The following is a 25,731-nucleotide window of genomic DNA, read 5'->3' on the forward strand; positions in this document are numbered from 1 at the left end:
ACTCCACAAAAACGGTTCGGATTTAATCGGATGAGCTTAGTGCAAGCCGCGCGGTCGGCGCAACTTCTCCACTGACTTCTACAGGCTGGAGCCTTCGGGGGCTCGGGCTTCAGCTAATTTCCCGCGGGGAAGCACTGGAGGCAGAGAGCGCCTTGAAGCTCGAGGTTGGCAGCGCGCGCTCCACCAGGGGCTGCCGCAAAATAAGTCACGATCGTTGACCGAGTTTGGATTTTTACTCCGCGTCCAACGGCAAAATCTTCGACAACGGACGGGCAAGGGTCATTGTTTTTCTAGCTTTTCTCACGCGAAGGCCTCACACTTGCTTCCATTAAGAACGTAATTTTTTCAGGGACATTGCGATGGGAAAACCTGCCGTTTCCCGTGATGCCTTCCGTGGACTGTTCGCTTTCTACGCGCGAAGGCTCATCACGACCACAAGCCCGAGGGCGAACATTCCCTTTTTGAAGATGTTCGGATCTGCGGACGATATACCCGATACGTTACTGCAGCAGTGGTCCGACAGAGTTGAGTTGCTCGGCTCCGAAACCGGTGGTCGCTTAAAGGATCCACGCGTCCGCCAAATCACGAACGGCAACGTGCAATACGATCATGCCAGCGACTTTCTTCACACGCTGCTGAGAGACCTTGGGCAGAAAATGCAGTGATCGAAACCGCCCGCCATGGTCGCTGCAGTCTCAGACGCGCAAATCTTCGGCACCACCTTTGCTTCACGTTTGATCGACTTGGACTTCATAAGCGACCTTCTGGCCCTCAGCCAAGCTTAATGAGCCGGCGCCCAACTGGGCTAATATGCACGAACACATCTTGGCCCCGCATCGGGCTGTATGAAACCGACCCTTGCTCGTCAACCCCTTCCAATGGCTGCCGTCACCACGCGGCGATCGCTTGGGAGTTGTGAAATAGTTCACAGATTAGGAAACAAAAGCTCACTACCATGGACCGCCGCGGAGATGCACCGCTCGTGCTGTTGCTTGGTCGGCTGCCCATCCAGCCGATGATGAATTGTTAGTTGTCTCAGTCACGGAAAGGCGACGGCGATGATTGATGACGATTTGGCCCGGGCACATCGCAACAATGTTCAACGCTATCACTTCTTATTGCAAACAACTCTGACGGAGTTCGAACGGCAGTATATCGAAAGCCGTCTGAGCGAGGAGCAATCGAAGCTGGATGTGCCAACAGCTCGTGCTCAAGCGAAGCAAGACGGTCAATCTGTTACAGACCACGCAGGTTAGGTCACCCGATGGGGCAGACGGGTTTTCTGTTAAGAACGGCTGCAGGAAGAGCTTTCGCGAGCACCCGCACAGCTTCAGCATTCCAACCGAGAAATCCAGCCGTAGCACGGCAAGACCGTCTAAACACTTGCGCTCGCCCTTTGGTTGCGGTTGGATCGTCATTTTAGGATTTGATCCAATGGCCATCCAATTGCTTGTGGCGAAGGTTCTCAGGGACGAGCTATCCTTAAGAGGCATTCGATCGTTAACCGCAGAGGAGTCCGAGGCGATCGCTGCTCGCATCTTCGAGCGGATCACTGAGCTCGAACTGGAACTTGCCGCCCGCGGCTTCAACATCCCCGCGAGCGGTGACGACAAGCCAACGTGGCGAGCCGAGCGTCATGTCCGTTTACGATCCACTACGAAGGGAGTTGGGGCGCACAAGGGCGCAAACCATTCGGCTCACGTTCTCGGAAATCGAAGAAATCCTCGGCAGGCCGCTACCGCCATCAGCCTACAAGTTCAGTGGGTGGTAGGGAAACGAGAGTTCGCGCAAAGCTGGGCACACGCAGGCCATGGCGTGGCTGCAGGCAGGCTTCGCGGCTAGAGTTTCCCTGAAACAGCGGGCGGTGGAATTTCATCGCCCTTGAAGTGTTCGAGCTGGTGACTAAATGAACCAAAGTACTAGTGAGTGCCCTGGTAACTCCGAAACCAGAAGCATATGTCTCTTAGTTCGGTTGCCTCGATCGTTTCGCCGCTCCGCACTCGCAACCACCAAAACGTCGCGGCTGTAACTCGCGTTAAGTCTGGAACAGACGTGTGATCAGCCAATAGCTGCCGAGCAGGCTTATGCCGAGGGAGCACGCGTATACCAGGGGCGCCGCCCTGACTGGTTTCATTTGGTCGAAAGCGAGCAAGCAGTCGAGCACAACGAGCAAGGGCACGATGATTGCGACGATGGCCACCTGTCCGATTTCGACCCCGACGTTGAACGCTGCGAGCGCGGGAGCAATCGCATTCGGTGGCAAGCCGAGTTCGCGGAGCGCGCCGGCAAAGCCGAACCCGTGAATGAGGCCGAAGATAAAGGTGACCCGCCAGCGGCCATCAATGTCGCGCGAGAAGAAATTTTCTACGGCCACGAATACGATGGAGGCGGCGATCGCGGGCTCCACGATCGCACTCGGGACAACCACGAGGTCCAGGGCTGCCAGCGACAGCGTGACCGAATGTGCAACCGTGAAAGCCGTCACGATCTTGATGACAGGGACCAGCCGGCGTGCCCACAACACGATTGCAACCAGGAAGGCGATGTGATCGTAGCCTAGAAAGATATGTTCGAGTCCCGTGAGGAGGTAACGCTGCATGGTCGCAAGCAGCGACGGCGCGGGCGCTGAGAGCAGGATGGTGCTGTGGGTCGCATCCAGCAGCGCCTGCTTCTCGTTTTTTTCCTCGCCGACCAGCACGATCTGCCGCGCCGTAGGATCCTTGTCAGTCAGAACAGTCGAACGGTAGATGATCTCGCCGGCAAACTCACCGCAGTTATAACGGTTTCGGAAGATCACACCGTCGCCGTCCGCCATCAACTCCGGCTTGTCGGCGGCACACCTGCTGCCCTCGCGACCGGTCACCGCGAGATGCGCATCGATATAGGCGAGAATGGCCGGCGCGGATTGCGCAACTCGCGCCGGATCGACGGCGTCACCACGCAAGTCGAACACCTGTGTTCCGGCGAGCCGATCGACGTCGCTCCTTTCAACGCGAGTTCAACCGAAACGGCTCGGTCGACTCCGAGCGCAACCCGGGCCGTCACGAGATTCATCTGGTGAGCCTGCGAATTTACCAAAGCGAACAGCAGGACAGCCGCCAAGCCGACCAGCCGCCGCATTTCAGGAGCCCCTCCGACTGCCCGCAGCAGATCGGTGAGCCGCTTCGCCTCGAATTCGGCAACCGTCGCCACCTCTCCGTCAGGCGCTAGGCGGGCATAGCGATCGAGGCTGTCGGATGCCGCGCCAAATTCAACCCTAGCCAGCGGCGTCGAGTTGTCGCGCGCATACAGCAGCAAGATAAGGCCCGGCAGCGTCAACCCGTAGCGCTCGAGCTGCGGAGAAGTAGCGGGCCCAACGCGGGTCTCTACCGCGCTGCTATCGAAGGCGCGCAGTGCCGCATCGATGATCTCAGCCTGCGCGGGGTCCGCAACGTGTGCGGCTGTACCGGTAGAATGGCTATGCTGACCAAGATGCCTGAACCAGCTGCCAGCGGGATCGCGCTCGAATCGCGTCAGCTTTCCCGCAAACACAATCTCGATCGCCCACGCCTGGGTTATCGACATCGGCAGCAGCAGGTCCTTGCCGCGAGCGGCGACCGACTGATTCCGGCCCACCAACCTACGCGCCATATCGAGCGTCACGCGCCATTCCTCTGCAACGTGGCGCGGCATGAGATAAACGGTTGGCCTGCCGGCAACCCGGACATAGTGCGCGGTGCTTGCCGGGTTCAGCCCTCCGAAATTGACCGTTACGCGGTCGCCTTGCTTCGATTCAAGCACGGCCACAGTCAAGGGAGGATCAAGCCCGAACGCTGCGAAGCTCGGCGGCGTAAGTTCATCCGGCGCGATCTCGCGCGAGGACTCACTGACATGGATCAGGCGCAGCGCGGTCTCGAGATGTCTGGCGACTTCGGGCGGCACCGAGGCAGGCAGCGCCTCGATCGTCCAACCGCTCGCTTCACGCATCATGGGGAGACTATCCGAGCCTGCGCGAATTTCGACGCGGCGGATCTCTGCCGGGTCGATCGCGACCACTCCCTTCCCTGAAAAGGCGACCTTGCTGCGCAACTCGGGCCATTTGCCACTGATCACAAGCATCGCAAGGAGTCCGATAAGAACTGCCGCGGCGAATGGCGTGCTCCAGCGGGGAATACTGCGGGTGATGTGGACGCCTATCAACGCCGCCTCCACCACACCGCAAGGCCGCACATTGCCGTGCTCAGCGGCAGCAACAGCTCGAGCGCGATGAAGCTGTCGCGCATCTGCCGGCTGGTCAGCACGATCTCCGGCACCTGATAGGTTTGCGGCGCCACGCTGGGGGTCGTGTCGTCGTCAGCAAGCCAGCGCAGCATCGCCAGTGAAAGCTCACCGTTCGACACATAGGGGAAGTATTCGTTGGTAGCGAATTTGCTAGTGCCGGCCACCACGAGGCGAAAACGCTTGGGGCCCGGCTCACCGGGCCAGGCACCCTCGAGCGCGACGGCGAGCGCCTGAGCGCCGCGCTCGACATTAGCTGCTTCCTGTGGCTTCGCGGACGCAATCATCTCCCTTGCCGCAGCTGATGAGACGAGATAGCTGTCCTGGCTGCTCGCAGCCAGGACAGTCGCGCTTATGCCGTCGGGCGGCTGCATCAAGCGGATCGGTCGCGCTTGCGGAAAAACGGTGAGCGCGAGGCGCTTCGTAATCGGGTGCGGTGAGTAATAAGGCACTGCGACCTTGTCGGACTCGGTTCGGAAATGGTTCAGCGGATCGAGGACGATCGCCGATCGGCTCGACAGTCCGATCGGGCTGAGGAGGACTCTCTCGAGATCCGGCTCCGTTGTCGAAAGCGGGTCGATCAACAGCAAGAGCCGGCCACCGCGCTTCAGGTAGCGCGCCAACAACTCCGCTTCACCTGGAGCATAGGAAGCGCGCGGAGCGATTTCCGCCACCACCGCGCAATCGGGCGGAACCTCGGTTGCGGACGCGGTGACCAAACCGCGCATGTCATAGCCGATCTGGTCGAGCGCGAGCTGCAACCGGTCGAGCTGCTCTGGCGCAGCCTCCAAAATGTCGCCGGCCCCGGGCGTATCATGTCCCTTAAGCGTCTCCACGTGACTGTAGTGGAAATGGGACGGGACGGGCCGAAACACCTCTCCATGACCCGTGACGAAGCAGACCGTATCGGTGCGCTTCCGGAGCACGCGCAAGGCCGCATAGCTTAGACGCGCGGGGTCCGTGACGTTTTCGACCAGCACCTTGCGCCCGTCCGCCTGGAGCACTGCTGTGTTGTACGATCGCACACCAGCGTCCCGTGCAAGCCCCGGCTCCCTGTCGAGGTCGATTGCGCGGAACGACAACAGCGGATGACTCCGCGCGGCAATTTCGACGAGTGCTTTAACAGCAACTGCGTTGGGATCGCCTATGTTGTAGAAATACGTCAGCGCAAGCGGCGTCCGTAATTGCGTAATGACGTCTGTGAGCTGTCGCGGCGGCGTATTCCGTCCTTCCCGGCTCACGTCGAAATGGACGTCATGCCGGTACAGCGCGACATTGGCCCCAATCACGATCGCAAGTGCCGCGAGCACGATAGACAGATTCGTCACCCACGCTGAGAGCCGCGATCCGCTGCCGCGCAGCGGCAGCTTGACCGCAAGCACAAACAAAGCGAGCAGCGCAAGAAGGCACGCCGCGAACAGGAGGCAATCCGATGAGCGTTCGCCAAGCCCGGCGAAGCCTAGCGCTCCAGAGGCGATCGCAAGGATCACGAGTAAAATGAGGGCAATTTCCGATCGGGCCAGGCGGGACATCGGCTCACTCCTATCGTCGCGCCAATGCCCGCACTGTCAGCAAAAGCGTGAGCAAAGTGACACTCAGGAAGAAGCCCACGTCGGAAAGATAGATCGAGCCGATAGCAAAGGGGCGAAAGTGCACCGAGAGCGAGAGATTGACGACCAGCGTATCTGCCGGGCTCGGCAGCAGCCAACCGAAACTGTCGATAATCCACAGCAGCAGAAAGGCGGTGAGCGAAATCAGCGCGGCAATCACCTGGTTGGCGGTCAGCGCGGAGGCCAGCAGTCCCGTTCCGATGAGCGCGGCCCCGAACAGGAGCAGGCCGAAATACCCGCTGTAAATCGGACCGAAATCGGGATCGCCGAACCAAGCGAGCGCCGCAGCATAGGCGCCGGACAGCAGCAGCATCAGCACGATCAAACTCATGGCGGCGAAAAACTTGGCCAAGACGATCGCCACCTCCGATACCGGCGAGGTCAGCAGCACCTCCAGCGTCTTGAGCTTTCTCTCCTCGGCAAAGAGCCGCATGGTGATCAACGGCGCGGTCAGCATGAAGAGCACGAACATCTGGAAGAAGATGTGCACCATGCTTGGCTGATGGCTGAGGAACAGCGTCAGAGTGAAGCTGTAGCCCATGATCAGGAGGAACACGGTCATCAGCACATAGGCGATCGGGGAGGAAAACAGCGCAGTCTCTTCTTTGATGAGCAGGACTGCAAAGCTTCTCATGCGGCAGCCCTCGGTCGCCGGGTCAAATCGAGGAACACGCGCTCGAGATCCGGCTTCCGTTCGATGAGTTCGGAGACCGCAACCCCGGCTCCCACAAGGGCTGCCGCCACTTCGGAAGCAAGCGCGGGGCGCCGTTCGGCCCTGATCAGGTAATGTCCCGCACCCGCGTCCGGATCGGGCGCGACGCCGTGCACCCCGAAGATCCCCTCAAGCGCCTTGCGCACGCTGTGCTCGGGTTCGCTTGTCGAAACTCGCAAGTTCAGGCCGCTGTCCGATTCCTTCAGCGCGTCCCGCGTCAGCAGCTTCCCATCGAGGAGGATCATCACCCGAGAAGCTATTTTTTCGATTTCGGGCAGGACGTGCGAAGCCAAGAGCACCGTATGCCGGCCAGCGAGCGAATGGATCAGATCGCGGACCGCGATCACCTGATGCGGGTCGAGCCCGCTGGTCGGCTCGTCCAAAACCAGAACCTCGGGATGCCCGAGAAGTGCCTGCGCAATCGCGACCCTCTGCCGGAAACCGCGTGAGAGCTTACCGCTCGAAAGGCTCATCACCTCACCAAGATCGAGCCGCGCGGCTGCTTCGACCACCGCCCTTTTCGCTTCAGCTCCGCGCAGGCCTTTAAGGCGGGCCATGAAGTGCAGAAACTCGTCAACACGCATATGATCGTACAACGGCGCGTCTTCCGGTACGTAGGCAATGGTGCGACGCACGGCAAGCGACTCCGCCACGACATCGTGGCCGGCGACCTCCAGTCGGCCGGCCGTCGGCACCAGGTAGCCCGTGAGCATGCGAAAGATGGTGCTCTTACCCGAGCCGTTGGGCCCGAGGAGACCAACGATCTCACCCGGCTCGATCGCGAAGGACGCGTCGCTGACTGCGCGGCGTGGGCCGTACCACTTGGTCACATGCTGTGCCAGAACAACCGGGGCCATCGACTCTCAGATGCTGAATCTACTGCAAACTATACAGATTATCCCGGGCGCAAAGCCCGGGATGATCGTGCGGAAGTCCCGAACGGCGTCTTCCGATCACTCGTAAAATTCGGGTGAGTGCTTGTGCGCCTTGAACACGTCCGGATCGTGGGCATAGATGATGTCGGCGCCTTCCGTGTCGCGGACCCGCTTCACCCAGGCGTAGGCATCGAGCATGCCGACTGGATCATAGACGCTGCCGACGCTCGGCAGGATGTTCTTGTCCAGATTTTCCTGCAGGTAGACAGCGTCGCTGGTCAGCACCACCGTTCCGGTCTTGGGCAGGCGCACGACCATGATCTGGCTCCCGGGCGTGTGCGAGACGCTGCGATGGATGAAAACGCTATTATCGCCGAATAGGTCGAGATCGCCGTCGAGCTCGATGGTCTTGTACTTTGCCGGCATGCCGCCGCCTACGCTGTTGCGCAGCATGGCGAAATCGTCGCTGATGAAGAACGTCGCGTAGCCCGGCGCCGGCCAGAACGCGTTTCTGATCTCGTCCCGCTGATACACGAATGTCGATCTCAGGAATTTCCCGATATTTCCGGCATGGTCGACATGGAAGTGGCCGAGCACGACATATTTGATGTCTGACGGCTTCACGTTGATCTTCGAAAGTTGGGCATCGACCGCGACGTCCGGCGACCGGCCCGGATCAAGTGCCTTCACGAAGGGGCCCCAATAGTCCGGCTCCTTGATGATCCTGTCGTTATTGCCGCAGTCAAACAGCACGTCCCCTTTAGGGTGCCGAATCAGGAAGAATCCGACGGGAATCTGAACGTTGCCGCTGCTACCGTTTTGGATAATGGACTTGTCGAGGTTCAGCGCTCCCGAACTGAAGACATAAAGCTTCATCTCTTTCGGGGGTTCGCCGGCCAACGCTGCTGCAGACATAAAAATAAGTCCTGCGGCCAACGAGCCTAGGACCTTCGCATGGGTCACCCGCATGTTGTCCTCCCTGTTACAGCACTTAGTCTTCCAAAGGTGAGTTATGCTACCATGGTTGAAGGTAGATGTGCAGGGCGTATACGCAGCTGGCGAAGATAAATGAATCCTGCTGGCCCGCGCTGCAGTGCGGCGTGACTATCAGAATTCCATGCCCTTGTGACGCCTCTTCGGCGCAGTCTAAGCGCTTGAACTTGGCAAAACGGTCCGGCCAACCAATGCTGCGATCCGACAGCCGAGGTGTAGTACCCAATCGCCAAAAGGCGGTGAAGAGATGGGGCTGGCTTAGGCATTCGCTTTCCCCGAGGCAGCATCCTGGGTCACTCCGACGCGGGGGCACGACGGCATGCAGTTGATGTTCGGCCGCCCTATCGGCGCAAGCCTGATTGGCACTGTCCGAGCGCTTTTCGCCAACTTGATTACAATGCCATTGACGAACTACACTCAACTCAAGAAAAACGCCCGGCCACTCCAGGACCGGTCATAGGGAGGTGCAGATCATGAGTGGATCCATTACTCGTCGCACTGTTTTGGCGGCCGGAGCCGCCAGCCTGCTGGCCGCGCCCTCGATTGCCCGAGCTCAGTCCAACAAACTGCTCATCGGGATGCAAAGCATTTTGTCGGGCCCGATCGCCTTGCTCGGCACATCCTCACGCAACGCGCTTCTGATGGAGCAGGATCGCATCAACGCGGCGGGTGGCTTCCTCGGCCGGCAGATCGAATTCGTTTTCCGCGACTCGAAAGGCCAGCCGCAAGAGGCTGCCCGCGTGGCGCGCGAGCTGGTGAATACGGCCGGATGCGAGTTGCTGGTGGATGCAGAGGCTTCATCGGCCTCCTTCGCAGTCCAGGAAGTCGTCCGCGACCTCGGCGTCGCCTGTATTCACACCAACAGCGAGACTTCCTCGCTCACCGCGGACCCGAAGATCCGGGTCCCGACTGCTTTCCGCGTAGCCCGCCAAGGCGTGCACGACGCGGTAGCCGGTAGCATCTATCTCGCCGACTTCGCTAATGCCAAGAAGATCAACAAGTGGGCGACCTGCTCGCCTGACTACGCTTACGGCCGCGATACCACGGCACAGTACCTGCAATTCTTCAAAAAATTCAAGCCGGACGTCGAGGTCATCACTGAAGCATGGCCAAAGCTAGGTCAGCCTGACTTCACCGAAGTGATTACCAAGTTGATCCAGGCCAAGCCGCAGGCGCTCTTTACTCTGCTTTACGCTGGCGACCTTTCAGCCTTCGTCAATCAGGGCAATGTCTACGCGCTGTTTTCGCAAATGACGATGGCCACCCCAAACGTCGACTATCCTGTGCTGGCGGCGATCAAGAACCTGCCGGCCGGCATCCAGTCCGCTACGCGCTATCTCGAAACCTTTCCGGATACGCCAGCAAACAAGGAATTCGGCCAAGCCTACTTCAAGAGGTGGAATGAACGGCCGACAAACTGGTCATGGCAGAACACACTTGCCATGCAGTTTTACGAGGCCGCGATCAAGAAGGCGAACTCCCTCGACGGCAGGGGTTTGGCGGCAGCTCTCACCGGCATGAAGATCAATACCCCGTTCGGCGCCGATGGCACCATCACCATGCGGGACGACCACACGACTGTTGGCTACGCCATTGGCTGGGGCCAAACCATCCCAAAAGACCCGTTCATCGTCGATGTGAAAGCTGCCGATTGGGGCAAGATCATCGAGTTGGAGACCGAGTGGAAGAAGCAGCAGAACTACACCTGACATGGACTTCGACGCGCTCGGCGCCTGCCTGACCACACCTGCTTGCGTGGTGACCCAGACCACCAGCGGCCTCATCGTCGGCATGTTGCTGTTCCTGGTCGCCGCCGGCGTAAGCCTCATTTTCGGAGTGCTGAAGATCGTTAACTTCGCCCACGGCACCTTCTATATGCTCGGCGGGTACGTGGCTTACAGCACGCTTGGTGCAACCGAAAGCTATACAGTTGCCGTGCTTTCGGGCGCGCTCGCGATGGCGATCCTTGGCGTGCTGTTCGAACGCGCCCTGATCAGCCGCGTCTATGGCTCCAATGTGCTGATGCAGCTGCTGGTTTGTTATGCCGTGGTGTTGATCTTTGATGACCTGGTCAAGATCATCTGGGGGCCCGAATTCCACGCCATGGGAATGCCATCAGCATTTCAGGTACCGCCGCTTTTCATTGCGGGAGGGGTGGTGCCACCATTCTACGCGGTGCTCATCGCCATTGCCGCGCTAATCGCGATCGTGCTGGGCGCCGGGCTATCCAGGACAACAATCGGAAAAACTGTGCGCGCTGCTGCGGTCAATCCACAAATGGTCTCCGCTCTTGGCGTGAACACCACGATGCTGTTCGCGATTGTGTTCGCGGTGGGCGGCGGCCTTGCCGGGCTGGCGGGTGCGCTTGCTGCACCAGTCCGCTCACTGTCTCCCGGTATGGGCTTCTCGGTCCTGATCGAGAGTTTCATCGTCACCGTCATCGGCGGCATGGGGTCCATCGGTGGAGCGCTGGTTGCGGCGCTGCTGATCGGCATGGTCCGCGGCTTCGGTACGATCGGTTTTCCGAGGTTCACTGACGGGCTGATCTACATCGTTATGATCGCCATCCTGGTGCTGCGGCCGCAAGGCCTTTTTGGTCGCCGGTTATGAGGCGGAGGCTCGCCTTGCGCGATCCGGCGATCGCAGCAATTGCGCTTGCAACCATCTTGGCCATTCCGTTTTTCCATCGCAGCCCTGCCTTTGAAGATTTCGTGATCCGATTGAGCGCCATGGCGCTGTTTGCAACCTCGCTCAACCTGCTGATCGGCAATGCAGGCATGGTCTCGTTTGGACACGGAATGTTCTACGGGCTTGGTGCATACGCGTTTGGGCTCACCATGCAGAATACCGAGGTTTCTGTGCCTGTCGCCGCTATCGTCGCGGTCATGATCACGACATTTGCTGCGCTCTGCGTCGGTGCCGTATGCGTACGCCTCGGCACGGATTACTTTGCATTCATCACGCTCGCAGTGCAGATGCTACTCTTCAGTGTCATCCTGTCTTGGCAGAGCCTTACGGGCGGCGACCAAGGCTTGCGCGGCGGCATCCCGCGACGACAGATTTTCGGCATCGAGCTCAGCTCGCAGCTTCATCTGTATCAGTTATGTGCAGTAGTCGCGGTACTTGGTCTCCTCACGCTCCGCCAAATCTCCATGAGCCCGTTCGGCCAGACGCTGCGCATGATCCGCGACAACGAAGACCGCGCCAGTTATTTAGGTATCACCTTGTGGCGGGCTCGGCTCTTGGCGTTCACCATTGCAGGCGCTTTTGCGGGTCTTGGGGGCGTTCTGGCGGCGCTATTTGTCTCCGGTGCCTACCCTGAACTCGCGGACTGGCCCAATTCCGGACAGGCAATTTTTGCGGTCATGCTGGGCGGCGTCAACAGTTTCCTCGGACCGGTCTTGGGAGCAGCAATCCTGCTCGGCTTGAACGATGTGGTTCAACGCTTTACCGAATATCATGGACTGGTGCTGGGTCTCGTGATCCTTGCGTTCGCGTTGGGCTTGCGCCGCGGCGTACTGGACTTTATGCGATTGGGTTGGGGCAAGCGCCGGCAATGAACATCGAGATCGCACATCTCACCAAAACATTCGGCGGCGTGCGGGCAATTGACGATGTCTCTCTGACGTTTCCGTCAGGCTCACTCTCGGCGGTCATTGGCCCGAATGGTGCAGGTAAGAGCACCTTTTTCAACTTGGTCAGTGGAGCGTTTTCTGCTGATTCGGGGCAAGTGTTACTGGACGGCGAGGACATTCTGGGCCTGTCCAAAGCCGAGCGGATGCATCGCGGCATCGGACGCGCGTTTCAGGTGGCAAGCTGCTTTCCGACCATGACGGTGCTGGAGAACTTAATGGCCGCGGTCACTGCCCATTCCGGACAATGGTCAAATCCTATTCGCCGATTCCCGCCTCGTGGTATCCGGGAGCGCGCCGAACATGTGATGGAATTCGTTGGGATGACGGAGATCGCGAATACACAGGCGGCCATTCTCTCCACGGCGACCAGAAGGTGCTCGATATCGCCATCGCACTCGCGCTTGAGCCCAAGGTGCTCCTGCTCGACGAACCCACAGCCGGCATGGGCCCTGAGGAGCGCTGGCGCATGATCGAACGCGTGCGAGGACTATGGCAACAGCGCAACCTTACACTGATCTTTATCGAGCACGACATGGACATCGTCTTTCAGGTCGCGAATACGATTCGGGTGCTGTGCTATGGCCGAGTCCTCGCAGAAGGTACCCCCGACGAGATCCGGAACAATCGCTCGGTCATCGAGGCTTATTTAGGAACCGAGGTGCACCCAGAATGACAGATCTCTTGCGCGCTGAGGGATTGAGCGCCTTCTATGGCGCGAGCCAAGTTCTTTTCGGTGTGGATTTTGCTCTCCAGGAAAAGCGTACTCTGGCGTTGCTCGGGCGTAACGGAGCTGGGAAGAGCACGACGTTGAAAACGCTCGCGGGGATCGTCCCCGCGCGAAATGGGCGCATCTTTTTCGCTGAGCGGGATATCACCCGCGCGCCGCCCCACGTGCGCGCTCGCCTCGGTCTCGCTTATGTACCGGAAGATCGCCAAGTGTTTCCCGGACACAGCGTCGAGGACAATCTACTGATCGCGGCCAAGGAAGGTCCTGATGGCCAGCAGCAGTGGACGCTGGCGCGGGTCTGGGACGCATTTCCGCTGCTCGCGAACCTTCGGTACCGTCAGGCGGGCCGCTTGTCGGGAGGCGAGCAGCAACTCCTTGTGATCGCGCGCGCTCTGATGGGCAATCCTCTTGTCCTTCTGCTCGATGAACCCAGCGAAGGCTTGGCACCGATCATCGTTACTGCCATTAGCAAGACATTGCGGGAACTCGGTGCAGGCGGAGCCACAATCCTGCTCGCAGAGCAGAACATGCATTTTTGCCTGCGGATCGCCGAAGAAGCGCTTGTCATCGACAAAGGTAAGGTGGTGCATCGTCAAGAGACCGTGGGATTGATTGCGAATGAGGACATCCGCCGACGCTATCTCGCAATGTAGCCGAGCGGCCCGATGGACACACAGCTTCGTGCATGCCAATTCGGGCGCAGCACAATCCTGACGGCGAAGCAGCGTTGGCCGACATCAACGACTTCTTTCTCTTTGAACGGCGGTCGCTGCCCAAACTGCGTTCGCGCCGCCGCCGAGGCACTAGGCTGTGGCCGCGTGGGTTTTCCCGCCCGTTTGCGTCTTGCGCACGACTTATAGCCAACCCAGCGACGTATGCGGCCGCGAAGATTGGGAACCACTAGTTTGAGAAATAGAAACTCCATGCCCACCGGTATGCAACGAAATAGTCACCGTCTTTGAAGGATCTCAAGCGCGGATCGATGTCAGCGCTGGCTTGGCTCAGGACCGCTGACCTGACTGCCAACTCAGCAGCCGTGAGGCTTCATCCGTAATGCCAAACCGTTACAAATCCTCACCGCCATTCGCTGCATCGGCGTTCGCGTGAGTAGTCCTTCTATTCGGCCGGTCACTGGCCGACCTCGGCCAGCGCGATCGACAAGCTCGCCGACCGGTGCTTTAGATGTCAGTTAAGGGTGAGCACCGAAAGCAGCCGGCCGAATCAAAGGCAGATTAGTACACGTGCCGCTTTCATGCTCTCTAAGCCAAAGGTCGCATAAACTTCGCGGGTTGATAATTGGCAAGCCAAACCGGAAGAGCTAGGCTGGCAGAGCATAAGGCATCGAAGAATGCCGAGATCAAAGCAAGACCTGGGAGGGATAGTATGAGTACCTCACAACGCTTCTCGTCAATCGATCGCCGCGCTATTCTCAAGTCCAGCGCCGCTATTGCTGCGGTGCAGTTCTCTGCTCCCTTCATCATTACGGCTCGGGGCGAAACTCCCATCCGGATTGGAATGGTCGATCCGTTGACCGGCGTTTATGCTGCAATTGCACAAGGTGAGGTGGTAGGAGCGAAATTCGCCGCCGACGAGATCAACAAGAAAGGCGGCATTCTGGGCCGACCCGTTGAACTGCTGATCGAAGATTCAGCAAATGACGTCGGTACTGGCGTGCAGAAAACGCGCAAGTTGATCGAGCGCGATCAAGTGAGCTTTGTAATCGGCGACGTGAATTCAGGAATCGCGATCGCGATGGCGCAGGTCACCAGCGAAAAGAAGGTGCTCCATATTGTCTCTGGAGGACACACCGATCCGATCACTGGTGCGAGTTGTTCGTGGAATGTATTCCGGGTTTGCAATTCAACCACCATGGACGCCAATGCTATCGCCAATACCCTGATAGAGAAGTTCGGCAAGAAATGGTACTTTCTCACGCCGGATTACGCATACGGCCATTCCGTCCAGGCCGGCTTTGAAAAGGTCCTCAAAGCCGCAGGTGGCACTTCCGCCGGCTCGCTCGTCCCGCTGGGTACGCCCGACTATTCATCCTATCTGATCCAAGCCAAAGCTTACAATCCGCAGGTCTTGATCAACGTTATGGGCGGCGGCGACCAGGTCTCGAGCCTCAAGCAGTTTGTCCAGTTCGGTCTAGACAAGCAGATGGCCGTGGGAGGCGCCTTGTTCGAGCTCGAGAGCATCCGCGCGGTTCCCGATGCGGCTCGGGTGGGATGGTGGACGATGGAATGGTGGTGGGATCAGCCGGGCGTGCCTCACGTCGCCGAATTCAATGCAGCAATTAAGAAGATCACAGGTGCCGCTGCCACTGCACGCAATTGGTTTGGCTATGCGTCGGTGCAGACGCTCACGCTGATCGCAAATCAGGAGAAAACGCTGGACGCACAGAAACTGGCGCACGCGCTTTCCGGATTCAAGCTGCCGCCGGAGGTCGCTTTGCAGCCGGGGTCGCCAGAGTACCGCGCCGGCGACCATGAGTTGATGAGCACCGTCTTTGTCGGCGAGGCCCACCCGCCCCAGGGCGACCCCGACAATATGTTTACGATCCGCAATCCGGTGCCTGGCGAAAAAGCCGCCGGGCCGGCCGAGGCCACCCGCTGCAAGATTCAATGGCCAGCCTAGCCTAACATAACGCGGCACGATGTCTGGTGCCGCAAGACGATGATCGAGCTCAGAAGAACCCACCCCACGGAGAAGCGCATGACGTCGCCTATCTTCAACGCGAAATTCGATCGCCGCACCCTCGCGAAAGGCGCCGCGGCGCTCGGCGCGCTCAAGTGGTGTCCCCCTTCATCATCCAGGCGCGCGGGGAGACACCAGTCCGGATGGGCATGGTAGATCCCCTCACCGGCGTCTATGCGGCGCCTGCGGGCAACGAGGTCATGGGAGCTAAGCTCGCCGTTTCGCAGATGAACGCTAAGGGCGGCATTCTTGGACGTCAGGTCGAGTTGCTGGTTGAGGATTCCGCCAATGATGTTGGCACTGGCGTGCAAAAAGCCCGCAAGCTGATCGAGCGAGATCAGGTCAACTTCATGATCGGGGACGTCAATTCGGGCATCGCGGCCGCGATCGCCCAGGTCACCGCCGAGAAGAAGATCCTGCATATCGTTTCTGGAGGGCACACGGACTCGATCACCGGTAAGGATTGCAAGTGGAACGTGTTCCGCGTCTGCAATACCACGCGAATGGAGGCGAATTCCGTCTCCAGTGTGCTCTTTTCCAAGTACGGCAAGAAGTGGCACTTCATCACCCCCGACTACGCCTTCGGACACACACTGTATGACGCCTGCACCGACGACCTGAAGAAGCTTGGTGGAACGGTAACCGGAAACGAGCTGACGCCGCTCGGCACTACCGATTTCTCCGCTTATCTGATCAAGGCGCGCGCCGCCAATCCGGACGTGCTGCTCCTGCTGGTACAGGGATCTGACATGATCAACTGCCTCAAGCAGGTGGTGCAGTTCGGCCTCAACAAACAGATCCACGTCGCTGGGACGCAGCAGGAACTGGAATCGTTGGCCGCGCTGCCGCCCGAAGCTCGTATCGGGGTCTGGATGTTCGAATGGTATTGGAAGCAGCCTGGCGTTGCAGGGGTCGAAAAATTCGTCGCCGATGTACGCAAGCTCAACAACGGAAATGTTCCGACGGCGCGACACTGGTTCGGATACACGTCAGCAATGACCTTCGCGCTGATCGCGAATGCGCACAACACTGTCGACGCACTCAAGCTCGCGGCTGCTCTTGAGAATTTCGAGCTGCCCGACGATGTCAAGCTGCAACCTAACAAGGTCTACTACCGCAAGGGCGACCATCAACTGATGACGTCGGCGTTCGTCGGTGAAGCGCAGTCGAAGGGCAAAGACGACGCGGAAGATCTGTTCCGTATTGACGAGATCGTCCCCGGCGACAAGACCGCGCCTCAGATCAGCGAAACCGGCTGCAATGTACAGTGGCCGTCCTAAAATGAAGTCCGCAGTTTTCTTTGAGGACCAGGAGGCGTTCGCCTCGCAGTCGAGACGCAGGAGTGTTTTGGTGAATTATGTGGCAATTACTTCTGTTTAACGTCACCAACGGGCTCATCATCGGCGCCTTTTATGTCCTGATGGCGCTCGGCCTTTCGCTCATTCTCAACCTGAGCAACGTCATCAATTTCGCCCATGGCGGATTTCTCGTCATCGGCGGCTACATCGCCTATACGATCACGCCTTATGTCGGCTTCTGGGGGGCGTTGCTTCTGGCGCCGCCCCTGACGGCGATCGTCGGTCTAGCTGTCGAGCGCGTATTGATCCGTCCGCTCTATGGACGCGATCCGCTTTATAGTCTGCTGCTCACTTTCGGTCTGGCGTTCATGATCGAGGATGGCACACGATTTGTCTTTGGCCCGCAAGGCAAGCCAGTCACCATTCCGCCGTTTCTGGCGCAGCCCCTCAGCAACGAATTGTTCTTCATCACCGGCTACCGTCTGTTCATGGTTGCCGTGGTGATGATCGCGGTGGGGCTATTGTTCCTGCTGCTTCGCAATACGCGCCTTGGCGTCCGCATCCGAGCCGGCACGCTCGATCTCGAGACCGTCGCAGCGCTGGGAATTAATGTGCAGATGCTACGCTCGCTTAATTTCGCGGTCGGCATCTTCCTCGCCGGTCTCAGCGGAGTACTCGCGGCCGGACAATTGGGGCTTGAGCCGACCATGGGTACCGGGTTGTTGATGCCAAGCTTCATCGCCATCATCGTCGGCGGTATCGGTAGTCTGCCAGGAACGCTGGTCGGTGGCTTACTCATCGGGGTCGCCTCCGGACTCACGGCGGTGTTTTTCCCGCCGCTAGCGAAGCCGTGATTTACGTCATGATGGCGGTCATTCTTCTCACCCGTCCACGCGGATTGTTCGGCGAAGAAGGAATGATGGGTTGAGTGCCGAGCAAACCCGCAAGCTGATCGCCCTGGCTGCGATCTGGGCAGCCCTGCTGCTCGCCCCGTACTGGATGGTACCGCTGGGTGGCTATACCGCGCTCGCGACCCGCGTGCTGGTGCTCGGGCTGGCTGCCATGTCGCTCAATTTCCTGCTTGGGTTTACCGGCGTGCTGTCCTTTGGTCATGCTGCGTGGTTTGGCCTCGGGGCGTATGGCGCCGGGTTGGCGCTAAAATTCGTGGCGCTTAGCACGCCGCTCGCGCTGATAATAGGAATGCTGCTGGGCGGCCTGTGCGGTGCCATCCTCGGCGCCCTCATTGTGCGGCGCCGTGGCGTCTATTTCGCCATGGTCACGATAGCGTTCGGCCAAGTATTCTATTACATCGCCTTCCAGTGGAGTTCGCTAACCGGCGGCGACGATGGCTTGCGCGGCTTCTCCCGGCAGCCGATCGATCTCGGCGTCTTTAGGCTCGACATTCTCTCCAACGCCGACAGCTTCTACTACTTTGTCCTGTTCTGCTTCGCGCTGGCGGTCGGCGCTATGGCGTTTATCCTACGGTCGCCCTTCGGCCGTACCATGATCGCAATCCGCGAGAACGAGCGCCGGGCCCGCTTCCTCGGTATACCCGTCGAACGCCACGTCTGGATCGCTTTCACGCTGTCCTGCTTCTTCATGGGTTTTGCCGGCGCTCTCTATGCGCTGGTCAATAATTTCGCCGACCCGAGGGGCCTGCACTACAGCCAGTCCGGTGATTTCGTCATGATGGCAGTGATGGGCGGGATGCGCAGTTTCTGGGGCCCGCTGCTCGGCGCTGCGGTGTTCGTAGTAGTGCAGGATTATCTGTCGAGCATCACGGTCAACTGGATGTCGTTCGTGGGACTGCTGTTCGTTCTCGTCGTGCTGTTCTTTCCACGCGGCTTGTTGGGTTTCCTGCAACGGAGCAGGGCATGAACGTTCTCGATATCAATAACGTCACCAAGCGATTTGGCAATCTCGTGGCGGTGCGCGATGTCTCGCTCTCCGTCGCAGAGGGTGAGCTATGCGCGATCATCGGACCCAACGGCGCCGGCAAAACCACCTTCTTCAACCTCATCTCGGGATTCTTCCCGCCGACCTCAGGCTCGATCACCTTCGATGGCCGCGACATCACCCGGCTTTCCACTCATGAACGCGTCAAGCGCGGCATGGCCCGGACCTTCCAGATTACCGAGATCTTCCCCGAGCTCACCGTGTTCGAAAACGTCCGGATCGCCGCGGAAGTGGCAGGCGGTTACCGGTTGCGGCCCTGGATCAACCGCACCGAGGCCGCACAGATCCATGAGCGCGTCGAAGAGACTCTGAAATTGGTCTCCCTGGAAGCCAAGACGGATCGGTTGGTCGGCGAGCTCGCTCATGGCGACCAGCGTGCTGCCGAGATCGCGATGGCGCTGGCCCTGAAACCGCATCTCTTGCTACTCGACGAGCCGACCGCCGGGATGGGCGACCAGGAGACCTTTCAGATCACCCAATTGATCCGCCGGCTGCATCGCGACTCCAATTACAGCATCGTCTTGATCGAGCACGACATGCGTGTGGTGTTTCATCTCGCCGACCGCATCTGCGTGCTCGATCAGGGCAGAATGCTCGCGCAAGGCACGCCGCAAGAGATTGCCGCCAACGAAACCGTTCAGGCCGCTTATCTGGGCAATGCCGCATGACTGCAGCGTTGTCAGCTGAGAGCATCCACACCTACTATGGCAAGAGCCACATCCTGCATGGCGTCAACCTTAGCGTTGCCGAAGGTAAAATCACTGCATTGCTGGGACGGAACGGCGCCGGCAAGACCACAACCCTGCGCAGCCTAATGGGCCTGACACCCGCGCGCGAAGGCAAGGTCACCATCTTCGGCAACGATACTACGCGCTGGCCGACCTTCCGTGTAGCCGGGTTGGGGGTAGGATATGTGCCCGAGGGGCGGCGCATTTTTGCCAATCTCAGCGTCGAGGAGAACCTCAAGGTCCCGCTAGAACGTGAGGGGCCCTGGACCATCGAGCAGATCTACAAGTTGTTTCCGCGCCTCGAAGAGCGAAAGTTCAATCGTGGCCGCCAGCTTTCAGGCGGCGAGCAGGAGATGCTATCGATCGGCCGCGCACTGCTCCTAAACCCCAGATTGCTGATTCTTGATGAACCTTCGCAAGGCTTGGCGCCGCTGATCGTGCGCGAGGTGTTCCGGATCGTGCAACAGATGAAGGCCGAGGGCATCTCGGTACTCCTGGTTGAGCAGAATGCACGCATGAGCCTGGAAATCGCCGACGATGCCTCTGTGTTGGACGATGGCATCGTAGTCTATTCGGGCAGCGCCAAAGAACTGGCAGCCGATGAGGCGCGGGTCCGGGCCTTGGCCGGCGCCAGTGCAGAGGAATGGAAGCTGGGATGAGGCGCTAAGTCCAGCGGCCGGCGTCCGAAACACAGAAGTGAAGCAGCGGCGCGGTTTTAAAGCATCAAGGACGGGGTTAACCCGCATTTCTCACACGACCGATTGCTCAGCGACGGAGGATAGGAGGATTTGGCAAGGCAACGGGGAGCCGTGGCGCTGAAGGCGCAGCCGGCGATTTGGTTTTGAATGTCTCCGTTGGGCCTGTTGGTGATGCCGCCGATTGAGCGCGTCGCAGCGTCGCGTGTCAGGCCGGCGAGGCGCGAGCCTTGGCGGCTTCGGCCAGGCGACGAGCCGCGTGTCCCCACGGCTGAGCGGCTGGGCAGGCCGAGGCCATGGCGATCCTGATGCGGCGGACGCTGATGCGCACCAGTGCGCCGATCTTGAGGAGCTTGAGGCGGATGGTGCCGCAGGTGGCGTCCGCAAAGTGGTTTCGGCAAGGCCGATGCGCCGCAGGGCACAGATCAGCACATAGGCCATCGAGGCGAACCACAGCCGCAGCTGGTTGGCGCGCATGGTGGCGGCCGAGGTGCGGTCGGCGTAGAGATCGAGCTGGCACTCCTTGATGCGGTTCTCCATGTCGCCGCGGGCGCAGTAGATGTCCTCATAGAGCTGCCGCACGCCCGCCGCGCTGCGCTTGAGCGAGGTGACGACGAAGCGCGGATTGGCCTCGCCTTGCGTCCACTCCGCCTTGGCGACGACGCGGCGCTCCTGGCTCCAGGTGTCGCGCGTACGCCATTGGAAGTCCTTGAAGCGGCGTGCCGGTTGGCCGGTCGTCTCGGCTGTGGCTCTCGCCGCGGCGAGCTCCTCCTCGATCATGGCGACCAGGCGCGTGTTGCGGGCGAGCCCGAACAGATAATCCACGCGGTTTTGCTCACACCACGCCATCAGCGCCTCGCGCGCAAAGCCACTGTCGGCGCGCAGCACGATGCGCACGAACGGCCAGCGGGCGCGGATTTGCCGGACAATCCGCGCGATCTCCGCGACACTGCCTGCGCTGGCATCGATGTCGGCGCGCCGCAGCTTGGCCGCCAGCAGATGCCGGCCGCAGAACACGTACAGCGGCAGATAGCAGTAGCAGTCGTAATAGCCGTGGAAGAAGCGCCCCTCCTGATGCCCGTGCAGAGGATCGTCGGTGGCGTCGAGATCGAGGATGATCTGCGGCGGCGGTCGCTTGTGCGCCTCCAGGAACAGCGTCACCGGCAACGCCTCGATCGCCGCCGCGTCGTAGGCGATCTTGTGATAGCGCGAAGGTTCCTCCCGGCCCAGTTCCAGCCGGTTCAGCGTCGACTTGCCGGCCACCGGTGCGCAGTCCTCGCGCCTGGCAACAAGCTTGCCCGCCAGCACCGCCATCAGCGGGTCGTGCCGCAACTCGTCGTGATCGTTGATGTCTTCGTAGCCAAGTGCGATGCCAAAGACCCGCTGTCCGACCAACGTTCCGACTGCGTGCTCGATCAAGTCCACCCGGCGATGATCGCGAAAGCAATCGGCAAAGCGCCCCACCAGATCAATCGCCCGATCAGACGCGCCCAGCAGCAGCGCGCCCGCATCCGACGTCACCAGGCCACCATCAAAAGCCGCTTCCACGATGCGGCCTTCCACCTCTCCAAAATCAAACCGTTCTGCGCTACACTGTGCCGGCATCGGGGCATTCCTTGAATCACCGCGAAGTCCTTCTCGCAAAAGAACTTTCGCTGATTCGCGCCCCGATGCGCCTCAACACTGTGAGAAATGCGGGTTAACGCGCAGTCCCAAGCTGGCGAAGTAGATGCCACCGGCAGCACCACCGGCCGGATCAGGAGAGGCAATCGATCTCGCGCCCAACATCGTGCGTTTGAAACCGTCCGCCGAACTGATTTCGGCTTCGATGCGCGTTTGCGCACGCGATATGCTTCCTACCTCGCTATTGCGAACTGACGGGTTCGGGTACTTGCGGCCGGGATCTGTGGTGCTCTCGACCAGAGCAACTGATAAGGAAATGGTAATTTCCTTAGATCGTGGTCGAGTAGCTCAGCCATTCGGCTTTGCCCTCACAGATCCGGGCATGCGGCTTTCCCGCACCCGGCTCTTCCCGAGGGTAACCCTCGTCATATCCGCGCCTGTACCCAAGTGCGAGTGATGCGTGGAACGGGCAGCCGGAAGCGTGCCGTCAGGGTCTCGAACTCGGACCACCCCATGCGCCGGCTTTTCTGGCTGCGCCGTCTCAGACAGCGCATCCACGTCCGACGCACTTCGCGGTAGAAGCCGTTGAGCGCTGGATAATTGTGCGGCCTGCCGTAGTAGCCGTAGTGTCCACGCAGCACAGCGGCGAACCACTCGTGCTGCGTGGCAGTGACTCGTGCATGATCCGCCAGGCCTCCTGGCGCAACGCCGTCAGCTTGCGCGTCAGGCGTTTCCCTTCCGTCTTGTGCTTCACGATAAACCTGCCGTCCCTGGTCCGCCCGCAGTAATGGGTGAAGCCGAGGAAGGCGAAGGTTTCTGGCCGCCGCTTGCCGCGCCGCTGACGCGAGAGGGCCGCGAACCGGCCAAACTCGATCAGCCGCGTCTTGTCCTCATGGAGCGTTAGGCCGAAGCCGGCCAGCCGCGCCTTGAGGGCCAAGAGCATTTCCTGCGCATCTGCCTTGTTCTCGAAGCCCATGACGAAGTCGTCAGCATAACGCACGGTCACGACGCGACCGCGTGCATGGCGACGACGCCATTGGTGGACCAGAGATCGAGGATGTAGTGCAGGAAGATGTTGGCAAGGAGCGGGCTAATGCCCGCCGCCTTGCGGCGTACCCCTGTCTGTATCTTGCTTCTCGCCGCTCTCAAGAACGCCGGCCCGCAGCCACAGCTCTATGAGCCGCAAGATGCGAGGATCAGCGATCCTGTGCGCCACCATCCGCAACAGCCACTCGTGGTCGACCGAGTCGAAGAAGCTGCGAATGTCGGCATCGAGCACCCAGTTGACGCCGCTGGCTCATGATCGCCGTGTGCAAGGCGTCAAGCGCCATATGAGGATTCCGCCCCGGCCGGAAGCCGTAGGAGAACCCGAGGAAGTCGGCCTCATAGACGGCGCTCAGCACCTCGGCTACCGCGCTTTGGACAATCTTGTCCTCTAGCGCCGGCACACCGAGAGGCCGCTTACCGCCATCGGCTTTTGGGATGTAGACTCGCCGTACCGGGTGTGGCCGGTAACGACCCGTGTGGACCCGCCCGCAGAGCTCGCGGAGGTTATCCGTGAGCCTCTGTTCGTACTTCGCCAGCGTTACCCCATCGACCCCCGCGCTGGCCTGCCGCTTTTGTCGTCGAAACGCCCGAAGCAGAGCGTCCTCGTCGAGGTGGTGCAGCAAGGCTGTGAACCGGGTTTGGGCAGCCTGCTTGGCTGCCGCGTTCACCCGTTCGAGGTTCGGCGGCAAGGCAGCCCGGCTCTGCGTCCGGACCCTGGCCTTCTCGCGCGGGCTCCCCTCGGGCTGGCCCCTTCCCTCCATGCGTCTCGTTTCCTTCGACGACTTCACAGGTATTATGAACCAGTCCGACTCCCGACCTCAGCTCGGACCGCGGCTCTGGCACTGCCTTGCCGCTGTCCCCCGTTGGAGACCAATCCAACGGACCCGGTCGGGCCTCTCATGTTCCGATGATTACCTTCCATACATGATCCGGCCATCGACCCCGACGGAGTGGCATCGTCTCGCATAACGACGATGCTCATGCTGCCTTCGTGTTTAGGGAACACACTCGGCCTCCGCGAACATCCACCTTTCGAGGCTCATTCCCGCACCCCGCATGGGTCCTGTCTACACTTCGAACCCCGCGTTGCCGCGGCGCCCGCAAGACTCGGTCCCGGCCTGCCTGCTTCGGCTTTGGCCGGATGGGACTTGCACCCACAAGCAGTCATCAGCTTGGCATGACGTACTCCCGTGGCGTGGTGTAGCTGGCGGTGGATCACCGCGTTCGCCGGCGAGAGCCGGGCTGGTCAGCTGGCGATAGCCGTGAGGCTGACACTCGGATCATCGCTCAACGGCGCGATGGTTTCCGGTGTCATGTAACGGGCGCGCTGGACGGCCCATTCATCGTTCTGTTCGAGCAGGATCGCGCCGATGAGGCGAACGATGGCGTCCTCATTGGGGAAGATGCCGACCACCTCGGTCCGCCGCTTGATCTCGCCGTTGAGGCGCTCGATCGGGTTGGTGGAGTGCAGCTTGGTCCGGTGCTGCGGCGGGAAGGTCATGTAGGCCAGCACGTCGGTCTCGGCCTCGTCCAGGAAGCCGGCAAGCTTCGGCAGCTTTGGCCGGAGCTGGTCGGCGACCTTGCGCCACTGGGTTCGCGCGGCCTCGCCATCGTCCTGTGCGAATGCTGTGGCAATGAAGGCCGAGACGACGCGGCGGCCGCTCTTGCCGGCATGCGCCAGCGCGTTGCGCATGAAGTGGACGCGGCAGCGCTGCCAGCTGGCGTTGAGCACCTTGGCGACAGTGGCCTTGATGCCTTCGTGGGCGTCGGAGACGACCAGCTTGACGCCACGCAGGCCGCGGCGAGCGAGCTTGCGCAGGAAAGCCGTCCAGAACGTCTCGGCCTCTGAAGGACCAATATCCATGCCGAGAACTTCGCGTCGGCCGTCACTGTTGACGCCGACCGCAACAATCACCGCGACCGACACGATGCGGCCATTCTGGCGCACCTTCACGTAGGTGGCGTCGATCCACAGATACGGCCAGTCGCCCTCGATCGGGCGGGCGAGGAAGGCCTTCACCTTGTCGTCGATCTCCGCGCAGAGCCGGCTGACCTGGCTCTTGGAGATGCCGGTCATGCCCATGGCCTGCACCAGATCGTCGACCGAGCGGGTCGAAACGCCCTGCACATAGGCCTCCTGCACCACGGCGGTGAGCGCCTTCTCGGCCATGCGGCGCGGCTCCAGGAAGCCCGGGAAGTAGGAGCCCTTGCGCAATTTGGGAATGCGCAGTTCGACCGCACCGGCACGGGTCTCCCAGATCCGGTCGCGGTAGCCGTTGCGCTGGGCCAGACGCTCGGGGCTCTTCTCGCCATAGGCGGCCCCGGTCTGGCTTTCGACTTCCAGCTCCATCAGGCGCTGGGCGGCAAAGCCGATCATCTCGCGCAACAGATCGGCATCAGGGGTCTTCTCCACGAGCGTGCGCAGGTTCATCATGTCGTCGGTCATCGGTGGTTCCTCGGTTGCGTTGGCGTGTCGCAACCCGATCCTACCGGAGAACTGCCGGTGACCACCGCAAAGCCGCCCGCCCGCTACGGCGCTATTTGAGGGCGCGCGTCCGGGCGGCTTTGCTCTACCGAGCTACACCACCACCGGGGGCACGACCATTTCCTTATCAGTCAGCCGACTGACTCCGTTTTGCGTATTAGCTTATCAGTTGGTCAACTGACTCCGTTTCGCATGACGTTATCAGTCTGATCATCGCCCCTCCGATAGTTCGGCGCAACTCGCTGCAGATCGAATACTTCCGATAACAGCTCTTCTCGGAAGCAATCAGCGGCCGCAGCTACGGGGCAGGAACGAGTAGCGGATTTCTACTCTGAGGGTTGCAGGTTCGAGTCCATGCTGGGAACGCCAGCTACTCAGTCCACAAATCAAAGG

Annotated in this window: 22 protein-coding genes and 2 pseudogenes; 14 read left to right on the forward strand and 10 right to left on the reverse strand. The window is 60.4% G+C overall.

What is annotated here, in order from left to right:
- Window positions 1-359 precede the first annotated feature (359 nt).
- Both ACTGJ9_RS29735 and ACTGJ9_RS29740 read left to right on the forward strand, forming a co-directional pair.
- Entirely contained in the window at window positions 360-665 is a 306-nt protein-coding gene (locus ACTGJ9_RS29735) for a hypothetical protein (RefSeq protein WP_456673964.1), read from the forward strand.
- A 393-nt stretch (window positions 666-1,058) separates the two neighbouring features.
- Window positions 1,059-1,256: a hypothetical protein gene (locus ACTGJ9_RS29740; protein WP_456673965.1), complete on the forward strand. Its 198-nt coding sequence runs from the start codon at window positions 1,059-1,061 to the stop codon at window positions 1,254-1,256.
- Window positions 1,257-1,500: 244 nt separating this feature from the next.
- Here ACTGJ9_RS29740 and ACTGJ9_RS29745 read toward each other — a convergent pair whose 3' ends face one another.
- The 7 genes from ACTGJ9_RS29745 to ACTGJ9_RS29775 all read right to left on the reverse strand — a co-directional run bounded on the left by ACTGJ9_RS29745 (window position 1,501) and on the right by ACTGJ9_RS29775 (window position 8,369).
- On the reverse strand, window positions 1,501-1,638 hold the full coding sequence (locus ACTGJ9_RS29745) for a hypothetical protein (protein ID WP_456673966.1): 138 nt from the start codon (window positions 1,636-1,638) through the stop codon (window positions 1,501-1,503).
- 397 nt (window positions 1,639-2,035) lie between these two features.
- A complete protein-coding gene (locus ACTGJ9_RS29750) occupies window positions 2,036-2,953 on the reverse strand; it encodes a HupE/UreJ family protein (RefSeq protein WP_456673967.1) in 918 nt (305 codons plus the stop codon).
- A complete protein-coding gene (locus tag ACTGJ9_RS29755) occupies window positions 2,860-4,179 on the reverse strand; it encodes a DUF4340 domain-containing protein (RefSeq protein ID WP_456673968.1) in 1,320 nt (439 codons plus the stop codon). Before ACTGJ9_RS29755 ends, ACTGJ9_RS29750 begins: the two co-directional genes overlap by 94 nt.
- Window positions 4,176-5,789 (reverse strand): Gldg family protein, encoded by a 1,614-nt coding sequence (locus tag ACTGJ9_RS29760; protein WP_456673969.1) that lies wholly within the window; start codon window positions 5,787-5,789, stop codon window positions 4,176-4,178. Before ACTGJ9_RS29760 ends, ACTGJ9_RS29755 begins: the two co-directional genes overlap by 4 nt.
- Window positions 5,790-5,799: 10 nt before the next feature.
- Window positions 5,800-6,501: an ABC transporter permease gene (locus ACTGJ9_RS29765; protein WP_456673970.1), complete on the reverse strand. Its 702-nt coding sequence runs from the start codon at window positions 6,499-6,501 to the stop codon at window positions 5,800-5,802.
- The gene (locus ACTGJ9_RS29770) at window positions 6,498-7,436 is read right to left on the reverse strand and encodes an ABC transporter ATP-binding protein (protein WP_456673971.1); all 939 of its coding nucleotides are present in this window, start codon (window positions 7,434-7,436) and stop codon (window positions 6,498-6,500) included. The genes ACTGJ9_RS29765 and ACTGJ9_RS29770 overlap by 4 nt, the downstream gene beginning before the upstream one ends.
- A 96-nt stretch (window positions 7,437-7,532) precedes the next feature.
- The gene (locus tag ACTGJ9_RS29775; RefSeq protein WP_456673972.1) at window positions 7,533-8,369 is read right to left on the reverse strand and encodes an N-acyl homoserine lactonase family protein; all 837 of its coding nucleotides are present in this window, start codon (window positions 8,367-8,369) and stop codon (window positions 7,533-7,535) included.
- A gap of 551 nt (window positions 8,370-8,920) precedes the next feature.
- Between ACTGJ9_RS29775 and ACTGJ9_RS29780 the strand changes: the two genes are divergently transcribed.
- The 12 genes from ACTGJ9_RS29780 to ACTGJ9_RS29835 all read left to right on the forward strand — a co-directional run bounded on the left by ACTGJ9_RS29780 (window position 8,921) and on the right by ACTGJ9_RS29835 (window position 20,147).
- Window positions 8,921-10,156: an ABC transporter substrate-binding protein gene (locus ACTGJ9_RS29780; RefSeq protein ID WP_456673973.1), complete on the forward strand. Its 1,236-nt coding sequence runs from the start codon at window positions 8,921-8,923 to the stop codon at window positions 10,154-10,156.
- Window position 10,157: 1 nt separating this feature from the next.
- Window positions 10,158-11,057: a branched-chain amino acid ABC transporter permease gene (locus tag ACTGJ9_RS29785; protein ID WP_456673974.1), complete on the forward strand. Its 900-nt coding sequence runs from the start codon at window positions 10,158-10,160 to the stop codon at window positions 11,055-11,057.
- A 14-nt stretch (window positions 11,058-11,071) separates the two neighbouring features.
- A complete protein-coding gene (locus tag ACTGJ9_RS29790) occupies window positions 11,072-12,007 on the forward strand; it encodes a branched-chain amino acid ABC transporter permease (RefSeq protein WP_456673975.1) in 936 nt (311 codons plus the stop codon).
- Window positions 12,004-12,552, forward strand: coding sequence for an ATP-binding cassette domain-containing protein (locus ACTGJ9_RS29795; protein ID WP_456673976.1), 549 nt, complete (start codon window positions 12,004-12,006; stop codon window positions 12,550-12,552). Before ACTGJ9_RS29790 ends, ACTGJ9_RS29795 begins: the two co-directional genes overlap by 4 nt.
- Window positions 12,549-12,755: an ABC transporter ATP-binding protein C-terminal domain-containing protein gene (locus ACTGJ9_RS29800; protein ID WP_456673977.1), complete on the forward strand. Its 207-nt coding sequence runs from the start codon at window positions 12,549-12,551 to the stop codon at window positions 12,753-12,755. The genes ACTGJ9_RS29795 and ACTGJ9_RS29800 overlap by 4 nt, the downstream gene beginning before the upstream one ends.
- Window positions 12,752-13,462, forward strand: a complete 711-nt coding sequence (locus ACTGJ9_RS29805) for an ABC transporter ATP-binding protein (RefSeq protein WP_456673978.1) — start codon at window positions 12,752-12,754, stop codon at window positions 13,460-13,462. Before ACTGJ9_RS29800 ends, ACTGJ9_RS29805 begins: the two co-directional genes overlap by 4 nt.
- Before the next feature lie 730 nt (window positions 13,463-14,192).
- The gene (locus tag ACTGJ9_RS29810) at window positions 14,193-15,446 is read left to right on the forward strand and encodes an ABC transporter substrate-binding protein (protein ID WP_456673979.1); all 1,254 of its coding nucleotides are present in this window, start codon (window positions 14,193-14,195) and stop codon (window positions 15,444-15,446) included.
- 203 nt (window positions 15,447-15,649) lie between these two features.
- The gene (locus ACTGJ9_RS29815) at window positions 15,650-16,786 is read left to right on the forward strand and encodes an ABC transporter substrate-binding protein (RefSeq protein WP_456673980.1); all 1,137 of its coding nucleotides are present in this window, start codon (window positions 15,650-15,652) and stop codon (window positions 16,784-16,786) included.
- Between the two features lie 77 nt (window positions 16,787-16,863).
- The gene (locus ACTGJ9_RS29820; protein ID WP_456673981.1) at window positions 16,864-17,658 is read left to right on the forward strand and encodes a branched-chain amino acid ABC transporter permease; all 795 of its coding nucleotides are present in this window, start codon (window positions 16,864-16,866) and stop codon (window positions 17,656-17,658) included.
- 70 nt (window positions 17,659-17,728) lie between these two features.
- Window positions 17,729-18,682: a branched-chain amino acid ABC transporter permease gene (locus tag ACTGJ9_RS29825; protein WP_456673982.1), complete on the forward strand. Its 954-nt coding sequence runs from the start codon at window positions 17,729-17,731 to the stop codon at window positions 18,680-18,682.
- Complete coding sequence (locus ACTGJ9_RS29830; protein WP_456673983.1) at window positions 18,679-19,428, forward strand: ABC transporter ATP-binding protein; 750 nt, start codon at window positions 18,679-18,681, stop codon at window positions 19,426-19,428. Before ACTGJ9_RS29825 ends, ACTGJ9_RS29830 begins: the two co-directional genes overlap by 4 nt.
- A complete protein-coding gene (locus tag ACTGJ9_RS29835; RefSeq protein WP_456673984.1) occupies window positions 19,425-20,147 on the forward strand; it encodes an ABC transporter ATP-binding protein in 723 nt (240 codons plus the stop codon). The genes ACTGJ9_RS29830 and ACTGJ9_RS29835 overlap by 4 nt, the downstream gene beginning before the upstream one ends.
- A 244-nt stretch (window positions 20,148-20,391) precedes the next feature.
- Here the strand turns inward: ACTGJ9_RS29835 and ACTGJ9_RS29840 are convergent.
- The 3 genes and pseudogenes from ACTGJ9_RS29840 to ACTGJ9_RS29850 form a co-directional block, all read right to left on the reverse strand.
- Window positions 20,392-21,788, reverse strand: a pseudogene (locus ACTGJ9_RS29840) (IS1380 family transposase).
- A 559-nt stretch (window positions 21,789-22,347) separates the two neighbouring features.
- Window positions 22,348-23,085, reverse strand: a pseudogene (locus ACTGJ9_RS29845) (reverse transcriptase domain-containing protein).
- 1,014 nt (window positions 23,086-24,099) lie between these two features.
- Window positions 24,100-25,299, reverse strand: a complete 1,200-nt coding sequence (locus tag ACTGJ9_RS29850) for an IS256 family transposase (protein WP_456673985.1) — start codon at window positions 25,297-25,299, stop codon at window positions 24,100-24,102.
- Window positions 25,300-25,731 lie beyond the last annotated feature (432 nt).

It is taken from the genome of Bradyrhizobium sp. RDM12 (genome assembly GCF_051917485.1).
GTDB lineage: Bacteria > Pseudomonadota > Alphaproteobacteria > Rhizobiales > Xanthobacteraceae > Bradyrhizobium.

What these genes read in the sequence shown, in the direction of transcription:
- ACTGJ9_RS29735 (WP_456673964.1), top strand. Translation starts at nt 360, where the DNA reads ATGGGAAAACCTGCCGTTTCCCGTGATGCCTTCCGTGGACTGTTCGCT.
- ACTGJ9_RS29740 (WP_456673965.1), top strand. Translation starts at nt 1,059, where the DNA reads ATGATTGATGACGATTTGGCCCGGGCACATCGCAACAATGTTCAACGC.
- ACTGJ9_RS29745 (WP_456673966.1), bottom strand. Translation starts at nt 1,638, where the DNA reads ATGACGCTCGGCTCGCCACGTTGGCTTGTCGTCACCGCTCGCGGGGAT.
- ACTGJ9_RS29760 (WP_456673969.1), bottom strand. Translation starts at nt 5,789, where the DNA reads ATGTCCCGCCTGGCCCGATCGGAAATTGCCCTCATTTTACTCGTGATC.
- ACTGJ9_RS29765 (WP_456673970.1), bottom strand. Translation starts at nt 6,501, where the DNA reads ATGAGAAGCTTTGCAGTCCTGCTCATCAAAGAAGAGACTGCGCTGTTT.
- ACTGJ9_RS29770 (WP_456673971.1), bottom strand. Translation starts at nt 7,436, where the DNA reads ATGGCCCCGGTTGTTCTGGCACAGCATGTGACCAAGTGGTACGGCCCA.
- ACTGJ9_RS29775 (WP_456673972.1), bottom strand. Translation starts at nt 8,369, where the DNA reads ATGTCTGCAGCAGCGTTGGCCGGCGAACCCCCGAAAGAGATGAAGCTT.
- ACTGJ9_RS29780 (WP_456673973.1), top strand. Translation starts at nt 8,921, where the DNA reads ATGAGTGGATCCATTACTCGTCGCACTGTTTTGGCGGCCGGAGCCGCC.
- ACTGJ9_RS29785 (WP_456673974.1), top strand. Translation starts at nt 10,158, where the DNA reads ATGGACTTCGACGCGCTCGGCGCCTGCCTGACCACACCTGCTTGCGTG.
- ACTGJ9_RS29795 (WP_456673976.1), top strand. Translation starts at nt 12,004, where the DNA reads ATGAACATCGAGATCGCACATCTCACCAAAACATTCGGCGGCGTGCGG.
- ACTGJ9_RS29800 (WP_456673977.1), top strand. Translation starts at nt 12,549, where the DNA reads ATGATCGAACGCGTGCGAGGACTATGGCAACAGCGCAACCTTACACTG.
- ACTGJ9_RS29805 (WP_456673978.1), top strand. Translation starts at nt 12,752, where the DNA reads ATGACAGATCTCTTGCGCGCTGAGGGATTGAGCGCCTTCTATGGCGCG.
- ACTGJ9_RS29810 (WP_456673979.1), top strand. Translation starts at nt 14,193, where the DNA reads ATGAGTACCTCACAACGCTTCTCGTCAATCGATCGCCGCGCTATTCTC.
- ACTGJ9_RS29815 (WP_456673980.1), top strand. Translation starts at nt 15,650, where the DNA reads ATGGGCATGGTAGATCCCCTCACCGGCGTCTATGCGGCGCCTGCGGGC.
- ACTGJ9_RS29820 (WP_456673981.1), top strand. Translation starts at nt 16,864, where the DNA reads ATGTGGCAATTACTTCTGTTTAACGTCACCAACGGGCTCATCATCGGC.
- ACTGJ9_RS29830 (WP_456673983.1), top strand. Translation starts at nt 18,679, where the DNA reads ATGAACGTTCTCGATATCAATAACGTCACCAAGCGATTTGGCAATCTC.
- ACTGJ9_RS29835 (WP_456673984.1), top strand. Translation starts at nt 19,425, where the DNA reads ATGACTGCAGCGTTGTCAGCTGAGAGCATCCACACCTACTATGGCAAG.
- ACTGJ9_RS29850 (WP_456673985.1), bottom strand. Translation starts at nt 25,299, where the DNA reads ATGACCGACGACATGATGAACCTGCGCACGCTCGTGGAGAAGACCCCT.